Here is an 18,098-nt window from a genome sequence, read left to right as displayed (position 1 = left end):
CTCCAGAAACAACAAAAGCACTCAGGCCGCCATGCGAGCGGCACTGCGCTCGGCGCAATCACGCGCACTCGCGTCCAGCGCCAGCAAGGCTTCAAGAGAATCGGGATTGGAGGGCAGTACAGCAGCCAAAGTTGCAAGATTCACTGCATGGATCTGGTCAAAGCGAATGCGTTGCTCCAGAAATGCAGCCACGGCGATCTCATTGGCTGCATTCAATACCGCCGTAGTACCGGTAGGTGCGGCCAGTACGTCCCACGCCAGACGCAGACCAGGGAAGCGCTCAGGGTGGCCATGGTCGTCGATAGCTTCAAAAGTCATGGCACTGAGGGCATGAAAATCCAGTGCTGCGGCGCCAGAAGCCACCCGCTCAGGCCAAGCCAGACCGTAGGCAATCGGCACCCGCATATCGGGCGTACCCAGTTGCGCCACCACCGAGGTATCGCGGTACTGCACCATCGAATGGATCGTGCTTTGCGGGTGGATCACCACGTCCAGCTGCGCAGGAGCCAGCCCAAAAAGATAGCGCGCTTCGATCACTTCCAGCGCCTTGTTCATCATGGTCGCCGAATCGATGGATATCTTGCGCCCCATCACCCAAGTCGGATGCGCGCAAGCCTCGCTGGGCGTGACATGGCGCAGGGTGTCGGGCGCACGCTGGCGAAACGGGCCACCGGAAGCGGTCAGAATAATTTTATCGACCCGCTGCGCCCAGGTGTTGGGGTCCTCGGGCAGCGACTGAAAAATGGCCGAATGCTCGCTATCGATCGGCAGCAGCGTGGCGCCCCCGTCGCGCACCGCCTGCATGAACAACTCACCGCCGACCACTAGCGCTTCTTTATTGGCTAGCAGCAAACGCTTGCCAGCCCGTGCCGCCGCCAGACAGGGCGCCAGACCAGCAGCACCGACAATCGCACCCATCACTGCATCCACATCGGCATGAGATGCTATTATTTCAAGAGCGTCTACCGCTTGCAGCACCTGCGTTACAAGGCCATTTGACTTTATTTTCTCCGCTAACAACTGCGCATGGGGCGCACTGGCCATGACGGCATAGCGCGGCTGAAACTGCGCGCATTGCGCCAGCAAAGCCTCGACTTGGGTGGCGGCGCTGAGAGCAAATACCTCAAAACGCTCGGGGTGGCGCGCTACCACATCCAGCGTGCTGACACCCACCGAACCCGTGGAACCTAAAACCGTCAGTCGTTGTTTCATGCGCGTCATGGTTGCACCAAGGAATGAAGCATCAGGGCCAGCGGCAGCGTGGGCAGCAGCGCATCGACACGGTCCAGCACACCGCCATGGCCTGGCAGCAACTGGCTGCTGTCTTTGACACCGGCACTGCGCTTGATGAGCGACTCAATCAAATCACCAGCCACGCTCATCGCCGTCATGAACAAGGCGGCCAAAAGCAGCAGCCACCAGCCCCGGCGTGCCAGCACGCTATAAAAACTCGCCACACTGGCTTGCCAAGCAGCGTCTGCCGCCACCCACACCAGCGCCAGCACAACGACACCCAGAGCGCCGCCCCACACACCTTCCCAGCTTTTGCCAGGGCTGATGGCCGGTGCCAGCTTGTTTTTGGTAAAGCGCAGGCCGAATGCGCGGCCGGCAAAGTAAGCGCTGATGTCCGCCATCCAGACCAGCGCCAGCACCGACAGTAAAAAATTGATGCCGATCATGCGCGCCTGCACCACCGCCAACCACGCCAGCCACAGCGCCAGCACACCAGCCAGCAACCGCAGCCCCGCCGGAATACGCGGCCAGCCGGGCACGCCCGCGCGCAGCAAGGCCGCGCCGCCGAGTACCCACAGTGCACCGCCCACTACCCAGACGGTGGTCAACGGGCGCTGCAGCCACCCCAGCCAAGCGCTGACACCACACAGCGACACGCAGACCGCGCCCAGCACCAGTGAGCCCATTTGCCCCCAGCCATTCAAACGTCCCCACTCCCAGGCAGCAGCGGCCATCATCACCAGCACGACGATGGCAAACGGCCAGGGCGACGGATAAAACAAGGCAGGCAACAAAATGGCCAGTAGCACCAAAGCCGTAATGACACGCTGTTTCAGCATAAAAACCTTTCAGGCATGCGCCGCATCTGGTTGCGCAGGGGCAATTTGCTCGGAGGTTTTACCAAAACGGCGTTCGCGTGCATGGTAGGCGGCAATCGCCTCGTCCAGCGCCGCCGCATCAAATTCGGGCCAGAGGCGGTCACTGAACACCAACTCGCTATAGGCGGCCTGCCACAGCAAAAAGTTGCTCAGGCGCATTTCACCGCCAGTGCGGATCAGCAAATCGGGATCGGGCACATGGGCCAGCGCCATGGCGGCGCTCAGACTGGCTTCAGTGATGGCTTCGCCCCGTGCGGCCAAGGCGGCAGCAGCCTGAGCAATATCCCAGCGGCCCCCATAGTTAAAGCACACATTAAGCACCAAGCGCGTGTTGTGCGCGGTGGCAGCTTCGGCCTGCTCCAAGCCAGTACGCACTTTGTCAGACAGCGCTTGGCGGTTGCCGACAAAGTGCACGCGTACGCCGTCTTTGCACAACTGCGGCACCTCGCGCGACAGCGCCAGTGCCAAAAGATCCATCAGGCCTGAAACCTCGTCGTTGGGCCGATTCCAGTTTTCAGAGGAGAAAGCGAATACGGTGAGCACCGCCACACCGCGTTCGGCGCAGGCCTGCGTGCAGTGGCGCAGCGCGGTCACGCCTTGTTTGTGGCCGGCCAGACGCGGCAGGAAGCGGCGCTTGGCCCAGCGGCCGTTACCGTCCATGACGATGGCGATGTGGCGCGGCACGCCAGCAGGGAAGTTCAACACATCGCTTGGCCTCACACGGCCATGATGTCTTGCTCTTTGCCGATCACCAGCGCATCAATAGTCAAAATGTGCTTATCGGTGACCTTCTGAATCTCGGCTTCGGCGCGCTTCTGGTCATCTTCCGAGGCCAACTTGTCCTTGACGAGTTTTTTCACGGCCTCGTTGGCATCGCGGCGCAGGTTGCGCACAGCGATTTTGGCCGACTCGCCTTCGTTGCGTGCCAGCTTGGTCATTTCCTTGCGACGCTCTTCACTCATGGAAGGCATCGGCACGCGGATCAGGTCACCCATCGAGGCCGGGTTCAGGCCCAGATCGCTCTCGCGGATGGCCTTTTCAATCTTCGCGCCCATGTTTTTTTCCCAGGGTTGCACGCTCAGGGTACGGGCGTCGAGCAGTTGCACATTGGCCACTTGGCTGAGCGGCACCATGGAACCGTAGTAATCCACATGGATCGAGTCCAGTAGCGCCGGACTAGGCCGACCGGTACGAATCCTCAGCAGGTTGTTCTTGAACGCCGTGATGGATTGGTCCATCTTGGCTTCCATATGGGTTTTGATATCAGCAGTCATGTTTTTCCCTCAAGCGTAAACCAGCGTACCTTCATCTTCACCCATGACCACGCGCTTGAGCGCGCCGGGCTTGATGATGGAGAACACCTTGACAGGCAGTTTCTGATCGCGGCACAGGGCAAAGGCTGTGGCATCCATAATGCCCAGGTTACCCGCCATGGCCTCGTCGAAACTGAGCTTGGTGTAGCGCGTGGCAGTGGGGTCTTTGAACGGATCAGCGGTGTACACACCGTCCACTTTGGTGGCCTTGAGCACCAACTCGGCACCAATTTCAGCACCGCGCAGCGCAGCGGCCGTATCGGTGGTGAAAAACGGATTACCGGTACCCGCCGCAAACACCACCACCTTACCCTCTTCGAGGTACTGCAAGGCTTTGGGACGCACATACGGCTCGACCACCTGGTCAATCGAAATGGCCGACATCACGCGCGCTGTCAGGCCCTGCTTGTTCATGGCATCGGCCAGCGCCAAGGCATTCATGACCGTGGCCAACATGCCCATGTAGTCGGCCGTAGCGCGGTCCATACCGACCGCACCGCCCGCCACACCGCGAAAAATATTTCCGCCACCAATCACCACCGCCACCTCGACACCCATGCGGGTGACTTCGGCGACTTCTTCCACCATGCGCACGATGGTGGTGCGGTTGATACCGAAGGAATCCTCGCCCATCAACGCCTCACCAGACAGCTTGAGCAGGATGCGCTTGTAGGCTGGTGTTGCAATGGGCATGGGGAATTCTCCGGAATGAAGGGGGGGGTGGTTGACTGGATGGCAAACGGGATCAGCGATCAGGCGCCGGCCTTGGCGGCAGCGACCTGGGCAGCCACTTCAGCAGCGAAGTCGTCCACCTTCTTCTCGATGCCTTCACCGACCACGTAGAGCGTGAAGCCCTTGACGGTGGTGCCCGCAGCCTTGAGCATCTGCTCGACGGTCTGCTTGTCATTCTTCACGAAAGACTGGTTGAACAGCGACACTTCTTTCAGGTACTTCTGCACGCCGCCATCGATGCGCTTGGCAACAATTTCGTCGGACTGCACCGGCTTGCCTTCAGCCACGGCCTTGGCCTTGTCTTCTGCGGCCTTGGCAGCCGCCACCGAACGCTCTTTTTCGATCAACTCGGCGGGCACGTCGGCACTGGTCAGAGCGACGGGCTTCATGGCAGCGATGTGCATGGCCACGTCCTTGGCGGCGACTTCGTCACCTTCGTACTCGACCACCACGCCAATGCGCGTGCCGTGCAGGTAAGAAGCCAGTTTGCTGGAGCCACCGAAATACTGAAAGCGACGGAACGACATGTTCTCGCCGATCTTGCCTATCAGACCCTTGCGCACGTCTTCCAGCGTCGGACCGAAGCTGTCTTGCTCATAGGGCAGTGCGCCCAGGGCGGCGATGTCGGCCGGGTTGTGCGCAGCGATCAGGTCGGCAGCGGCTTGCACCAGCGCCAGGAAGCTGTCGTTTTTGGTGACGAAGTCGGTTTCGCAGTTCACTTCGATCAGCGAACCGCTCGTGCCGCTGATGAGCTGGCTAGCGACCACGCCTTCGGCGGTGATGCGCGAAGCGGCCTTGCCGGCTTTGCTGCCGAGCTTGACGCGCAGCAACTCTTCTGCCTTGTCCATATTGCCTTCGGCTTCAGTCAAAGCCTTTTTGCACTCCATCATCGGGGCATCGGTCTTGGCGCGCAGTTCGGCGACCATGCTTGCGGTAATTGCAGCCATGTGTATTTCTCCGTATTCAATTCAATCGATTCAAGATAAAAAAAGGGGGCCAAAAGAGCCCCGCTTTTTCTCGCGATGGGTCGCGCGGCCTGTGTTTAGGCGGCGGACTCTTGCACTTCCACAAACTCATCCGTGCCTTCGGCGGCAGGAGCAGCAGCAACCACTTCGTTACCGGCGTTTTTACGGCCTTCGATGATCGCGTCAGCGATGGCACGGGCATACAGCTCAACTGCCTTGGCCGAGTCATCGTTACCAGGGATGACGTAGTTGATGCCGATGGGCGAATGGTTGGTATCGACCACACCGATCAACGGGATACCCAGCTTCTTGGCTTCAGCCACGGCAATCTTGTGGAAGCCGACGTCGATGACGAAGATGGCATCAGGCAATGCAACCATGTCTTGGATGCCACCGATGTCTTTTTCGAGTTTTTCGATTTCGCGGGTGAACATCAGCTGTTCTTTTTTGCTCAGGGCTTCCAGACCGCCTTCTTGCTGGGTCTTCATATCCTTGAGGCGCTTGATCGAGGTCTTGACCGTCTTGAAGTTGGTCATCATGCCGCCCAACCAACGCTGGTTGACAAACGGCACACCAGCGCGTGCGGCTTCAGCGGCGATGGTGTCACGGGCTTGGCGCTTGGTGCCGACCATCATGACGGTGCCGCCGTTGGCAGTCAATTGCTGGATGAACTTGGTGGCTTCCTGGAGCAGTGGCAGCGACTTTTCCAGGTTGATGATGTGAATCTTGTTGCGGTGACCGAAGATGTACGGAGCCATCTTGGGGTCCCAGAAACGGGTCTGGTGGCCAAAGTGGACACCGGCTTCAAGCATTTCGCGCATGGTAACGGACATGAAAATTCTCCAAAGGTTGGGTCTAAAATCCAGCCCGTTCATTGCAGCCCACCAAGGGCCAGCAACACCTTGATAGGGCTGGTTTGCTATTTACTTCACTTCCACCTGAACCGCAGCGCACTGCGCAAACGACACTTCAGGCCAACAAAGCCGAAAGATTTTAGCACACCCATGCGCGACCAGCGGTACACCACTCAGCGCAGGCGACAGGCCGCAAACAGCAGCACCAACGCCAAAAAGAAGCGTTGCATCGCCTTCGCCCAGCTGCGTACTGTCGCTGCCTTGCCACGCCAGCGACGATTTTCCCATCGGTCGCATGGCCTGACATGCCGCACTGCACGATGATGGCGTGCGGAATGTCGGCCTGAAAACCGACCGATCACTATAAAAACAATAGCTGATAGCGCAGATAAACAGTGCGCTAGAAGCCAAAAATACTCTTATTAATGAATATTGCCATTGTGGGCGCCGGCATTGTCGGGGTCACCACTGCCTATGAGCTGGCCCGTGATGGTCACAGCGTGACCGTCTTTGAACAACGCAGCGCCATCGCCGAAGAAGCCAGTTTTGCCACCGGCGGCCTGCTCGCTCCTGGCCCTCTCGTCCCCTGGTCAGCACCGGGCGCATCGCAAGCCTTCTCGGTGTGGGGTCGCCAAGCGACGTTGCGCATCGGGCGCAGCATCACCACTACCGATCTGGCTTGGTTGCATCGCTGGCGTCGGGCCGCGCGCGCCTACACCCGCAGCCACGCGCCGCAGCCGCCCTTGGTCGCACTGGAGCGCCTGGCGCGCTACAGCCACCAGCACCTGCACACCTTGGCCAACGAGCTGGACTTGCAATTTGAGCGCAGTGCCGGCGCCTTGTTGCTGCTGCGCAGCCCTGCCGATGCCATCGCACTGCGTCCCATGGTGCAGGCGCTGCGCGACGCGGGCACCGCGGCCAACGAGGTAGACGCCAACACAGCGCGCCATATCGAACCCGGACTGTGCGCCGCAACACCCTTGGTCGGCGCCCTGCATGTGCCCAGTGGTGAAGTCGGCAACTGCCGCCAGTTTGCGCTGTTGCTGCGTCAGGAGGCACAGCACCTAGGAGCACAGTTTCAGTTCAACACCACCGTTACCCGTCTAGGCCATACCCCGGCCAGCGTGCAGCTGAGTGGCGAAGCACAGGCGCGGCGTTTTGATGCCGTGGTGCTGTGCGCCGGGGTCGCCTCGGCCGCCTTGCTGCAACCGCTGGGCCTGCGCCTGCCGCTGGTGGCCCTGCACGGCTGCGCGATCAGTGCACCGCTGCGCGAAGCGCTGTACGCCCCGTGCAGCGCGGTCATTGATGCACGCCACCAGGTCAGCATCACACGCCTGGGGCAACGCATACGCGTCTCGGGCGGCGCCGAACTGGGCCGCACTGGCCCAGCCGCGCACCCGAGCATCTTGCGCACGCTCTACCAAGTGTTGAACGACTGGTTTCCGGGCGGTGCCCAACTCTCGGGCAGCGTGCAGGAGTGGCGCGGCGCCCGCCCTGCCCTGCCGGACGGCCCTCCCATCATCGGCGCCAGTGGCCTACCCGGTGTGTGGCTGAATCTGGGCCACGGCGCCAGCGGTTGGGCCCTGGCCTGCGGCAGCGCTCGCGCACTGACCGACACGCTGGCCGGACGGACGCCCGACATCAGCCTCGAAGGACTGGACGCGCAGCGCTTTCGATAACCTGTCCACCAGCTACAGCGAGCTGCGTCACAAAAAGTAGCGGCAAGTTGGTTCGTGCACACCAAGACTGGCTACAGTGCGACATGCGAATACACCAAAGCACCCCATTTTTGCCAAGGGACGGCACATGGGGCGCTGCTCACGGGCTGCTTGAGGGCCTGCGCGCAGCCCGGATCGAATCACGCTGGAAACACCATGGACAAACACTACCTCACATCGCTTTTCACCCCGGAATCCATCGTCGTATTTGCCGGTGAGCACGATGACCCATCCACGCAAACGCCCCAGGCAGCCATGCTGCACGAGACTTTGCGCGCCCAGCAGTTCAAAGGCACTTTGCAATTCCTGAGCACCAAAGCCAGTGGTACGCTGGCCGATCTGGCGCAAACCCGGGCCGACCTAGCCATCATTGCACAGCCGCCGGCCGACATCGCCGGCACCCTGGAATTGGCGGCCCGCATGAATTGCCGCTCGGCTTTGATCATTTCCAACGGCACCACCCCGGACGAAGCAGCCGAACTGAAAAAAATCGCCCAGCGCGAAAACATCCACCTGCTCGGCCCCAACTGTCTGGGCCTGCAGCGCCCGTTGTTGCAACTCAATGCCAGTATTGCCGGCCCCCTGGCCCACCCCGGCCCACTGGCGCTGGTATCACAGTCCGGCGCACTGACATCGGCCATCCTCGATTGGGCCAGCAGCAACGGCGTAGGCTTCTCCTCCGTCGTCTCACTGGGGCCCAACACGGCCCTCGATATTGCCCAAGTGCTGGACTTTCTGGCGCACGACCGGCAGACCCAAAGCATCGTGGTCTACATGGAGGGCATCAGCAATGTGCGCAACTTCATGAGTGCGCTGCGCTCGGCAGCCAATGCCAAGCCGGTAGTGGTTCTGAAGGCCGGCCGCAAACCGGCCGGCAACGAAGCCGCGCAGACGCACAGCGGCACCATTGTCGGCAGCGATGATGTGTTTGATGCCGCTTTGCGCCGCGCCGGTGCAGTGCGGGTGAACTCGTTCGTCGAACTGTTCTCGGCGGCCAAATGCCTGGCCTCACGCTACCGCCCGGTCGGCCGGCGCCTGGGCATCATTGCCAACGGCGGCGGCCCTGGCGTGCTGGCCGCCGATTGGGTTAATGAAATCTCGCTCGAACTGGGTCGCCTGTCTTCTGAATCGATCACCGCCCTGCAGCCCCTGCTGCCGCCCCTGGCCTCACTGACCGACCTCATCGATCTGTCGGAACATGCCGGCCCGGACGATTACAAAGCGGCCATTGAAGCCGCCGACAAGGACCGCCAGATCGACGGCGTACTGGCCATCTACTCGCCTCGCCCGGGCACCGACCCGGACGCTATAGCACAGGCATTGGCCAACGCCAAGCAGCGCATGGGCAAGCCCCTGCTGACCTGCTGGATGGGCGATGCTACGGTGGCCACCGGACGCAGCACCCTGAAAGCGGCCAACATCCCCACTTTTCGCACCCCGGAAGCGGCCGTCGGCGCCTTTGGCAATATCGCTTCGTTCTATCAAAACCAGCAGCTGCTGCAGCAGACCCCGCCGCCCCTTTCGACCCTGGCCAAACCCGACATCGAAGGCGCTCGCCTGGTGATTGAAAGCGCACTCGCCGAACGGCGCAACATCCTGACCGAGATGGAGTCCAAAACGCTGCTGGCGGCGTTCCATATTCCAGTCACCCAGACCATCTTGGCGCGCAGTGCCCACGAAGCCATGATGATCGCCACGCAGTTGGGCTTTCCGGTGGCGCTGAAGATCGATTCGCCTGATGTCACGCACAAATCCGATGTCGGCGGCGTGGCCCTCAATATCATGAATGGCGCCGCTGCACGCGACACCTATACCGACATGGTGCAGCGCGTAACCCGGCTGCAACCCAACGCACGCATCAACGGCGTCACGGTGCAAGTCATGGCCCGCGTGCGCCGCGGACGCGAGATCTGTATTGGCTTGGTAGCCGATGATCCGTTTGGCCCGGTGATCTCTTTTGGCGCCGGCGGCACCATGATCGAGCTGATTGACGACAAGTCGATGGAGCTGCCACCGCTGAACACATTTCTGGCGCGCAGCCTGATCAATCGTTCCCGCGTCGCAACCACCTTGGGCGCCTGGCGCGGTGCCAACGCCACCAACATCGAAGCGCTGGAACAGATTTTGTTGCGCGTCTCGGAAATGGCGTGCGAGTTGCCCCAGCTGCGCGAAATGGACATCAATCCGATCATCGTGGACGAATTCGGTGCCGTCGCCGTGGACGCCCGCATCGCCATCAAGCACGCTCCACAAACCGCCGGTGGCCGTGGCAGCCACCGCTATGGCCACTTGGCCATCCTGCCCTACCCGGCACGCTACGAACAAACCTGGCCCCTGAGCGGCGGCGGCGAATACACCGTTCGACCGATCCATCCTGGCGACGCCCAGATGCTGCAGATGCTGGTGCAAAGCCTCTCATCGCAAAGCCGCTATTACCGTTTTGTCTCGTCCATGGCCGAGCTGCCACCGTCGATGCTGGCGCGCTTCACGCTGATCGACTACGACCGCGAGATGGCACTGGTCGCCATTTTCAAGCAGCGCAGCGCCACCCCGGATGGCCAGATCGTGGAAACCGAACGCATGGTCGGCGTCTCCCGCTACGTCACCAATCCGGACAGCTCCAGCTGCGAATTCGCCCTGGTGGTGGCCGACGACTTCAACGGCAAGGGTCTGGGCTCGCGGCTCATGCTCAGCATCATGAACGTGGCGCGTGACAAGGGCCTGAGCGAGATCGATGGTCTGGTGCTGGCAAACAATCCGGACATGCTCAAACTCATGCGCCGCCTCGGCTTCGCCATCAAGTCCTACGCAGAAGATCCAGACTTCAAACTCGTAACGCACAAGCTTTAAGCGCGCCCTCTCCTGGCCAACAGCACTGCCATGCGACGCATACAGCCTACCCAGTCTTATGCGCTGTTTGGCAGTGTGGCTACGCAGCGCCTCGAACACCACGCCGCAGCCCAGCTACCAGCGCACACCCTGATGCAACGCGCCGGCCTGGCCATAGCCCAATTGGCACGGGCACTCGCACCGCACGCCCGCACCATCTGGATCGCCTGCGGCCCCGGCAACAACGGGGGCGACGGTCTGGAAGCAGCACTGCACCTGCAGCGCTGCGGTGTGCACGTGGTGGTGACTTGGCTGGGCCAGCCAGAACACGCTCCCCCAGATGCACACCAGTCATGGCTGCGCGCCCGCAACGCCGGCGTGCGGTTTGCCAACCGAGCGCCGTCAGACTTGGGTCCCGCTGATCTATGCATCGATGCCTTGCTAGGCATCGGCCTGGGAGCCAGCGACAGTCGCCTTGCTCCAGCGCCCGACAGCCCACTGCACCAGCTGCTGCAGCAACTGCGCTGCAGTCCGGCCACCTTGCTGGCGGTCGATATGCCCACCGGCCTGCAGGCAGATACCGGCCAGTACACAGCCGACTTGGCGCCAGACAGCGATAGCAACAGCCGGGGCGCAGTCCCTGCTGCCCGCCACACCCTGAGCCTGCTGACCCTCAAGCCGGGCCTGTTTACCGGCGCCGGACGCGACGCCGCCGGTACGGTCTGGTTTGACGATCTGCTGTGCCCCCCAAGCACCGAGGCACCCAGCGCCTGGCTCAGCGGCCCCGGGCCAACGGTCACGCGCTGCCATGCCAGCCACAAGGGCAGCTATGGCGACGTAGCCATCGTGGGTGGTGAAGGCCTGCAGGCGCGCGGCATGGGCATGGTCGGCGCAGCTTTGCTGGCGGCCAGCGCGGCCTTGCACAGCGGCGCTGGCCGGGTGCTGGTAGCGCCGCTGGACAGCACTGGGTTGGAGTTGGACGCACAGCAGCCCGAACTGATGTTTCGCCGCTTTGACGCCTTGCAGTTGGAAGATCTCACTGTGGTCTGCGGCTGCGGTGGGGGCGATGCTGTACGCGCCGTGCTGGCGCCGGTGCTGTTGCGCGCGGCGCGGCTGGTGCTGGATGCCGATGCGCTGAACGCCATCGCCGCCCATGAAGGTCTGCAAACCGCCCTGCAAGTCCGAGCACAGCGGCACCAGCCCACCGTGCTGACACCCCACCCGCTGGAAGCGGCACGCCTGCTCGGCATCGACACCGCCAGCGTACAGGCGCACCGCCTGCAAGCGGCGCAGCAACTGGCAGCGCGCTTTGGCTGCACCACCGTTCTCAAGGGTTCGGGCACAGCGATAGCAGCGCCGGGTCTGGCCCCGCACATCAACCCGACCGGGAACGCCCGCCTGGCCACTGCCGGCACAGGCGACGTACTGGCGGGGATGATCGGCGCTCGCTGGGCTGCCAACGCCAGCCCAGCCACGCCCTTCGAGGCTGCCACCAGCGCTGTCTTTGCGCACGGCTTGGCCGCCGACCAGTGGCCGGCAGACCTGCCTTTGACAGCCAGCCTGCTGGCGGAACGCGCAGGAATTGTGAATTTTTAATGAAAATAGCCGCAAACGCTTGCTGAGCAAGCGGTTACAGCTATCTTTTTGATAGTTAAATTTTGACAGCTAACGTCAGTCGCGCTTTTTACGCTCTTTGGCTTTCTTCGCTGGCGGGGCTTTGTCAGCTTGGTCGGTCTTGCCAACTTTGTTGCCCTGATCGCCCTTATCGCCCTTACTGGGCTTGCTGCTGGACTCAGCGGTCGGCAACGCGCTAGCCTGCGGCGAATTTTTAGGGACTGCTTTGCTCAACAAGGCCGCCTTTTGCGTCGATGGCTTGCTGGTGCTGGGGTAGTCCTGCGCAGACTCCTGGGCCTGGCGGGCGTGCTGCTGCGCTGGTGGCAGGGGTGCCGCTGCTACTGCATCAGCCAACACCGGCGCCGGGCGCTTGCTGTCCTGGCGGTCAGAATGCTGCTCTGGGCGCACCGGACGCGCGGACCGGTCTTGACGCTCCTGGCGCTGCTCCTTGTCCCGGCCCTTTCCGACAGATTTACCGGCTGAGCGCGCGCCACCGCGCTCTTTGGCGCCACGGGGCAGCGCGGTATCACCCTCGGTAATGAGTCGAAAGTCAATGCGCCGGCCATCCAAATCCACGCGACTGACCTGCACCCGCACCGGCGTACCCAGGGCAAAGCGCATACCGCTGCGTTCGCCGCGCAGTTCTTGGCGCGTTTCGTCGAACTTGAAATATTCGCCGCCCAGCTCGGTGATGTGTACCAACCCTTCGACGTACATCTCGTCGAGCGTGACAAAGATGCCAAAGCTGGTGATGGAACTGACCAGGCCATTGAACTCTTCGCCCAGGTGCTGGTGCATGTACTTGCACTTGAGCCAAGCCTCGACGTCGCGGCTGGCCTCATCTGCACGGCGCTCGTTGGCGCTGCAATGCAGGCCAGCGGCCGCCCACGACTGGGTTTCGACCAACGCCGCACCAGTTTCTTTTTTGCGTGGTTTTTCGCCGGGTGCCAGTGGCGGCGCCACACGACCCGCAAGGCGTTTGGCCAGTTTGGCGTGGGCTTCACCGGGCAGCGGCAAGGCGGGCAAACGGTATTTGGTATTCCCCAAAATGGCCTTGATGACGCGGTGTACCAACAAGTCTGGGTAGCGCCGGATCGGGCTGGTGAAATGCGTGTAAGCGTCGAACGCCAGACCAAAATGGCCGTTGTTTTCCGGCGTGTAAATGGCCTGTTGCATCGAGCGCAGCAGCATGGTGTGGATCTGCTGGGCGTCGGGGCGGTCTTTGGTGGCGTCGGCAATGGCCTGGTATTCGGCCGGGCGCGGGTTATCGCTGATCGTCAGGCCCACGGCCATGGCCTTGAGGTAGGTACGCAGGATGTCCTGTTTTTCTGCCGTTGGGCCTTCGTGCACGCGGTACAGGCCATGCTGCTTGCCCTGGGCAATGAAATCGGCACTGCAGACATTGGCTGCCAGCATGGCCTCTTCGATCAGGCGGTGGGCATCATTGCGCGTACGCGCCACAATTTTCTCGATACGGCCACTGTCGTCGCAAACGATTTGCGTTTCGGTGGTTTCAAAATCTACCGCCCCACGTGCGCGCCGCGCAATTAGGAGGGCACGAAACACGTCGTGCAAATTCAATAAATCAGGGATGCGTTCTTGGCGTTTGGCGGCTTCCGGGCCACGCGTGTTGCCCAGGATGGCCGCCACCTCGGTGTACGTCATGCGCGCATGGCTGAACATGACCGCCGGGTAGAACTGGTAAGCATGCACCTCACCGGTACTGGTGACCAGCATGTCGCACACCATACACAGGCGCTCGACCTCGGGGTTGAGCGAGCACAGGCCGTTGCTGAGCTTTTCCGGCAGCATCGGAATGACGCGACGTGGAAAATACACGCTGGTGGCACGGTCGTAGGCATCGATATCGATGGCGCTGCCGGTCTGCACATAGTGGCTGACATCGGCAATCGCCACCAACAGGCGCCAACCCTTGCCGCGCCCCACTTTGGCCGGCTCGCAGTACACGGCGTCGTCAAAGTCGCGTGCATCCTCGCCATCGATGGTGACCAGCGGCACGTCCGTCAAGTCAACACGCTGTTTTTTGTCTTGCGCGCGCACTTGGTCCGGCAGCCCTTTGGCCTGCTCCAGACAGGCCGATGAAAATTCATGCGGCACGCCATATTTGCGCACGGCGATTTCAATTTCCATGCCGGGGTCGTCAACTTCGCCAAGCACTTCCGTGATGCGGCCGACCGGCTGACCAAACAGCGCCGGCGGCTCGGTCAGCTCGACCACCACCACTTGGCCGGGTTTGGCAATGGCCAGAGCGCCGGTCGGAATCAACACATCCTGACCATAGCGCTTGTCTTCGGGCGCCACCAGCCAGACGCCGCTTTCTTGCAATAGCCGGCCGATCAAGGGTTGAGGTGGGCGCTCGATGATCTCGACCACGCGGCCCTCAGGCCGGCCACGTCGATCCTGACGCACGATACGCACCAGAACACGGTCCTTGTGCAAGACAGCACGCATTTCGTTAGGAGGCAGAAAAACATCTGACTGACCATCGTTACGGATCACGTAGCCATGGCCATCGCGGTGTCCTTGCACGACGCCTTCAATTTCGTCGGCAGGATGGGCTGAGTGTGTGCTGGAGTTCATTTTTTTAATATACAATCTTGTTCTTTCCTGAGATGCCCAGGTGGCGGAATTGGTAGACGCACTAGTTTCAGGTACTAGCGAGTAACATCGTGGAGGTTCGAGTCCTCTCCTGGGCACCAAGTTTAACGAGAAGCCGCTGTACTCCAGCGGCTTTTTTATTGTCTGTTTTGCTGCAATTGGCTTTAACGATCATTTTCTTGCTATACAATTCAAATCTTTCCTGAGATGCCCAGATGGCGGAATTGGTAGACGCACTAGTTTCAGGTACTAGCGAGTAACATCGTGGAGGTTCGAGTCCTCTTCTGGGCACCAAATCACTGTTTCATGGCACGTCACGCCATGCCAAAGCCCCCCTCTTTCATAGGAGCGGGGCTTTTTTGTTGTGTCACACAGTGTCAAAGGGCATCATGGAAGCCCATCACTTTGTTGGTTCTTTTGTTGGTTCCTAACGCCAGACGCACCAACAGGAGCCAACACATCCACCTAGGGGCGCACCGTGGCACTGACCGACACCTTCATCAAGAAAGCAAAGCACAGCGGCAAACCTGCTGGCGACAAGCACACCGACGGCGGCGCGATGTACCTGCACGTCAAGGCAGAAGGCAAATACTGGCGCATGGCCTACCGGATGCACGGCAAGCAAAAGACGCTCTATATCGGCGTGTACCCGGCAGTCTCGCTGGCGCAGGCACGCGAAGTCCGCAAGCGCGCCAAAGAGCAACTCGCCCAAGGTATCGACCCCAGCACCGCCAAGCGTGAGGACAAGCAGGCCAGCACCAGCGCTGCGCAAAGCACCTTCGAGGCTGTGGCGCTAGCGTGGCTCAAAGCAACCGCTCACAAGCGAAGCGAAGCCACAGCCGCAAGGATAGAGCGCCGCCTACAGATTGATGTCTTCCCAGAGATAGGCCGCTTGCCCATTGCCAACATCAAGCCACCCACCATGCGCGCCATGATGGACAAGGTAGCGGCCCGTGGCGTGGCTGATACCGCCCAACGGGTAGCCAACGCTTGTGAGCTGGTGTTCCGCTACGCCGTGAGCCGTGGCCTGACAGAAAAAGATGCCACCGTTGGATTGCGCGACACCTTACCCAAGACCAAGAAAAAGCACCACGCCGCCATCACCGAGCCGCTGGCGCTGGGTGCCTTGCTGCGCGCCATGCACGACTACAACGGCAGCCCCTGCACCGTGGCGGCGTTGAAGTTGTCGCCAATGCTGTTGGTGCGCCCCGGCGAGTTGCGACACATGGAATGGACGGAGCTGGACTTCGACAGCGCAGAGTGGCGCATACCCGGCGAGAAGATGAAGATGCGCGCTGACCACATCGTCCCGCTATCGACCCAGACCATAGAGCTGCTGCGCAGTCTGCAACCGTTGACCGGTGCGGGGCAGTATGTTTTCAGCAGCTTGCGCACGGGCGCCCGGCCCATGAGCGAGAACACGGTGAATGCTGCGCTGCGCGGTATGGGCTACACCAAGGAAGTGCAGACCGCCCACGGGTTCCGCGCCACTGCCAGAACCATCATGGACGAGGTACTGAGCGAGCGCGTGGACTTGATAGAGCACCAGTTGGCGCACACCGTCAAAGATGCCAATGGCCGCGCCTACAACCGCACCGCCCACCTACCCGCACGCCAACAGATGATGCAGCGCTGGGCCGACTACCTCGACCGCCTACGTGTTGGCGCGGAGGTCATCCCACTGGCCGTAAAGATGGCATGAGCGCCGATTTAAAAACATTCGCACGCGACTTATATTTATAGACGTTTCATACGTTGCAGACGTTCAAGCCTTTAACCATGCGGGTTTGGGCCTGCAACGTCATTATTTTTGAGCCGTTGCAGGACGTTGCAGCAAAGGCTCAATCCACTGGTGTAAATGTCAGTCAAATCGTCATCTAGCCCTTTAGATGCGTGCGGTTATAGCTCATGTTTATATAGCACTCTCTGGCGCTGCTGACCGTGCAGTCAGTAACTCAGACGATGGCAGTGCGCCGACTATCCCATACAAAAATCAATATAATTCGACCATGAAGCCTATCGAGTTTTGCGGCACTGCACTGGACGACCTGCGCAGCTTTCCCCAAGCCGCTATGCGTGATGCGGGCTACCAGCTCGACCGGGTGCAAAACGGCCTGCCGCCCGACGATGCCAAGGCCATGCCGAGCGTGGGAGCAGGGGTGCTTGAGCTGCGGGTGTGGGATGGTGCGGGCACGTTCCGCGTGATGTATGTGGCCAAGCTGGCCGATGCCATTTACGTGCTGCACTGCTTTCAGAAAAAGAAGCAGCAAACCGCCCAACGGGATATTGAGCTGACCCAGAAACGGCTCAAGGATTTAATGAAGGAGCTTGCACCATGACCGCAGCACAGCGATTCACCAGCGTGTGGGATGCCATCGAAAACACGCCCCAAGAAGCAGCCAGCATGAAGGCGCGCGCCGCGCTGATGATGGGTTTGAGCGAAGTCATCCGCCAGCAAGGCATCACCCAAGCGGAGGCGGCCGCTTTGTTGGGCGTGACCCAGCCGCGCGTGTCTGACCTGATGCGTGGGAAGGTGAGTTTGTTTTCACTGGACACGCTGATGGACATGGCCGCCACGGCGGGCATGGCACCCACCATCCAAGTAACGCTGCCCAAGGCAGCATCCGCAAAGCGCGCTCCACGCAGAGCGACCGAGCACGCCTGACAACCAACGCCAGCACAGTTTGCAGCCACGCCTAGCCCCGAAGTAATTGCCCGAGGCGACAACCGGGACACCCTGACTTGACGGCGCTGGCTACTTTTTCAGGTGGCGAGATAGGGGACGGGATGGCGAATTTTTCACATTGGGATTTTTTAGATAAATTTGGCTATAGCGAAGCAGAAGCATTGATTGCTGGCATAGACCCAACAGCAGTAGGCGACGGAGATAACTGGCGAAGAATCTATTCGATCCATCTGCGGGTAGAACAAGGATTTTCCTTGGCAATTGAAAATTACCCGGGAGTTCAACCTCCAGAAGCGCTGCTTTGTATGTCAATGCAGAGCAGCGCTATATCCGGCAAGCCTTCTCAAGATATTGCATTAGCAAAGTTTCACAGAGACGAGTTAGCGCTCAAGAGCAAGACACCCATGCAGGCGATGAAAAACTGGTATCACGAGCACCCACATTTGTTCCATAAACGACCATATGATCGTCCGGGATGCGACATCTACAGAGGAAAATTCGAGTCCTCTTCTGCACCAAAATAATAAAAGCCGTTGCATTTGCAACGGCTTTTTGCATTTCCAGTAGCATTCTGAGCGGTATTTTTGCTTCTTGGCAAATTTCCACTGGCTCTGTGTACTCTGCGGGCTGGGCATCCACATGCCCTGACCCGCAAAG

Annotated in this window: 15 protein-coding genes and 2 tRNA genes; 9 read left to right on the top strand and 8 right to left on the bottom strand. The window is 60.7% G+C overall.

Going from position 1 to position 18,098, the window contains the following annotated elements; translation table 11 throughout:
- Positions 1-21: 21 nt before the first annotated feature.
- The 7 genes from Q390_RS0110970 to rpsB form a co-directional block, all read right to left on the bottom strand.
- The gene (locus Q390_RS0110970; RefSeq protein WP_037472783.1) at positions 22-1,212 is read right to left on the bottom strand and encodes a 1-deoxy-D-xylulose-5-phosphate reductoisomerase; all 1,191 of its coding nucleotides are present in this window, start codon (positions 1,210-1,212) and stop codon (positions 22-24) included.
- A 5-nt stretch (positions 1,213-1,217) separates the two neighbouring features.
- Positions 1,218-2,072, bottom strand: a complete 855-nt coding sequence (locus tag Q390_RS0110965; RefSeq protein ID WP_027996098.1) for a phosphatidate cytidylyltransferase — start codon at positions 2,070-2,072, stop codon at positions 1,218-1,220.
- A gap of 9 nt (positions 2,073-2,081) precedes the next feature.
- Positions 2,082-2,813, bottom strand: coding sequence for a polyprenyl diphosphate synthase (uppS, locus tag Q390_RS0110960; protein WP_027996097.1), 732 nt, complete (start codon positions 2,811-2,813; stop codon positions 2,082-2,084).
- Between the two features lie 14 nt (positions 2,814-2,827).
- Positions 2,828-3,385, bottom strand: coding sequence for a ribosome recycling factor (gene frr, locus Q390_RS0110955; protein ID WP_027996096.1), 558 nt, complete (start codon positions 3,383-3,385; stop codon positions 2,828-2,830).
- A 9-nt stretch (positions 3,386-3,394) separates the two neighbouring features.
- Positions 3,395-4,117 carry a UMP kinase gene (gene pyrH, locus Q390_RS0110950; RefSeq protein WP_027996095.1) on the bottom strand — a complete coding sequence of 241 codons (723 nt, stop codon included), beginning with the start codon at positions 4,115-4,117 and terminating at the stop codon, positions 3,395-3,397.
- A 59-nt stretch (positions 4,118-4,176) separates the two neighbouring features.
- The gene (gene tsf, locus Q390_RS0110945; RefSeq protein WP_027996094.1) at positions 4,177-5,103 is read right to left on the bottom strand and encodes a translation elongation factor Ts; all 927 of its coding nucleotides are present in this window, start codon (positions 5,101-5,103) and stop codon (positions 4,177-4,179) included.
- Between the two features lie 95 nt (positions 5,104-5,198).
- Positions 5,199-5,954, bottom strand: coding sequence for a 30S ribosomal protein S2 (gene rpsB / locus Q390_RS0110940; protein ID WP_027996093.1), 756 nt, complete (start codon positions 5,952-5,954; stop codon positions 5,199-5,201).
- A gap of 446 nt (positions 5,955-6,400) precedes the next feature.
- Here rpsB and Q390_RS0110930 point away from each other — a divergent pair, with 446 nt between their 5' ends.
- From Q390_RS0110930 to Q390_RS0110920, 3 genes are all read left to right on the top strand, one after another.
- On the top strand, positions 6,401-7,654 hold the full coding sequence (locus tag Q390_RS0110930) for an FAD-dependent oxidoreductase (protein WP_027996091.1): 1,254 nt from the start codon (positions 6,401-6,403) through the stop codon (positions 7,652-7,654).
- Between the two features lie 195 nt (positions 7,655-7,849).
- Positions 7,850-10,543 carry a bifunctional acetate--CoA ligase family protein/GNAT family N-acetyltransferase gene (locus Q390_RS0110925; protein WP_027996090.1) on the top strand — a complete coding sequence of 898 codons (2,694 nt, stop codon included), beginning with the start codon at positions 7,850-7,852 and terminating at the stop codon, positions 10,541-10,543.
- A gap of 30 nt (positions 10,544-10,573) precedes the next feature.
- Entirely contained in the window at positions 10,574-12,118 is a 1,545-nt protein-coding gene (locus Q390_RS0110920; RefSeq protein ID WP_027996089.1) for an NAD(P)H-hydrate dehydratase, read from the top strand.
- A 75-nt stretch (positions 12,119-12,193) separates the two neighbouring features.
- Here the strand turns inward: Q390_RS0110920 and rnr are convergent, their stop codons facing one another.
- The gene (rnr, locus tag Q390_RS18245) at positions 12,194-14,737 is read right to left on the bottom strand and encodes a ribonuclease R (RefSeq protein WP_084153875.1); all 2,544 of its coding nucleotides are present in this window, start codon (positions 14,735-14,737) and stop codon (positions 12,194-12,196) included.
- 34 nt (positions 14,738-14,771) lie between these two features.
- Here rnr and Q390_RS0110910 point away from each other — a divergent pair.
- From Q390_RS0110910 to Q390_RS19945, 6 genes are all read left to right on the top strand, one after another.
- A tRNA-Leu gene (locus Q390_RS0110910) sits at positions 14,772-14,856 on the top strand.
- Positions 14,857-14,964: 108 nt separating this feature from the next.
- Positions 14,965-15,049: transfer RNA gene (locus Q390_RS0110905), tRNA-Leu, on the top strand.
- Between the two features lie 184 nt (positions 15,050-15,233).
- Positions 15,234-16,457, top strand: a complete 1,224-nt coding sequence (locus Q390_RS0110900; protein WP_027996088.1) for a tyrosine-type recombinase/integrase — start codon at positions 15,234-15,236, stop codon at positions 16,455-16,457.
- A 307-nt stretch (positions 16,458-16,764) separates the two neighbouring features.
- Complete coding sequence (locus Q390_RS0110895) at positions 16,765-17,094, top strand: type II toxin-antitoxin system RelE/ParE family toxin (protein ID WP_037472762.1); 330 nt, start codon at positions 16,765-16,767, stop codon at positions 17,092-17,094.
- Complete coding sequence (locus tag Q390_RS18240; RefSeq protein ID WP_051603183.1) at positions 17,091-17,420, top strand: helix-turn-helix domain-containing protein; 330 nt, start codon at positions 17,091-17,093, stop codon at positions 17,418-17,420. The genes Q390_RS0110895 and Q390_RS18240 overlap by 4 nt, the downstream gene beginning before the upstream one ends.
- Before the next feature lie 77 nt (positions 17,421-17,497).
- Positions 17,498-17,965, top strand: coding sequence for a hypothetical protein (locus Q390_RS19945; RefSeq protein ID WP_156949887.1), 468 nt, complete (start codon positions 17,498-17,500; stop codon positions 17,963-17,965).
- Positions 17,966-18,098: the final 133 nt, after the last annotated feature.

Source organism: Simplicispira psychrophila DSM 11588 (assembly GCF_000688255.1).
Classification (GTDB): Bacteria; Pseudomonadota; Gammaproteobacteria; order Burkholderiales; family Burkholderiaceae_C; genus Simplicispira; species Simplicispira psychrophila.
Note: the sequence above shows the minus strand (reverse complement) of the source record. Positions and strands in the feature narration are given on the sequence as shown.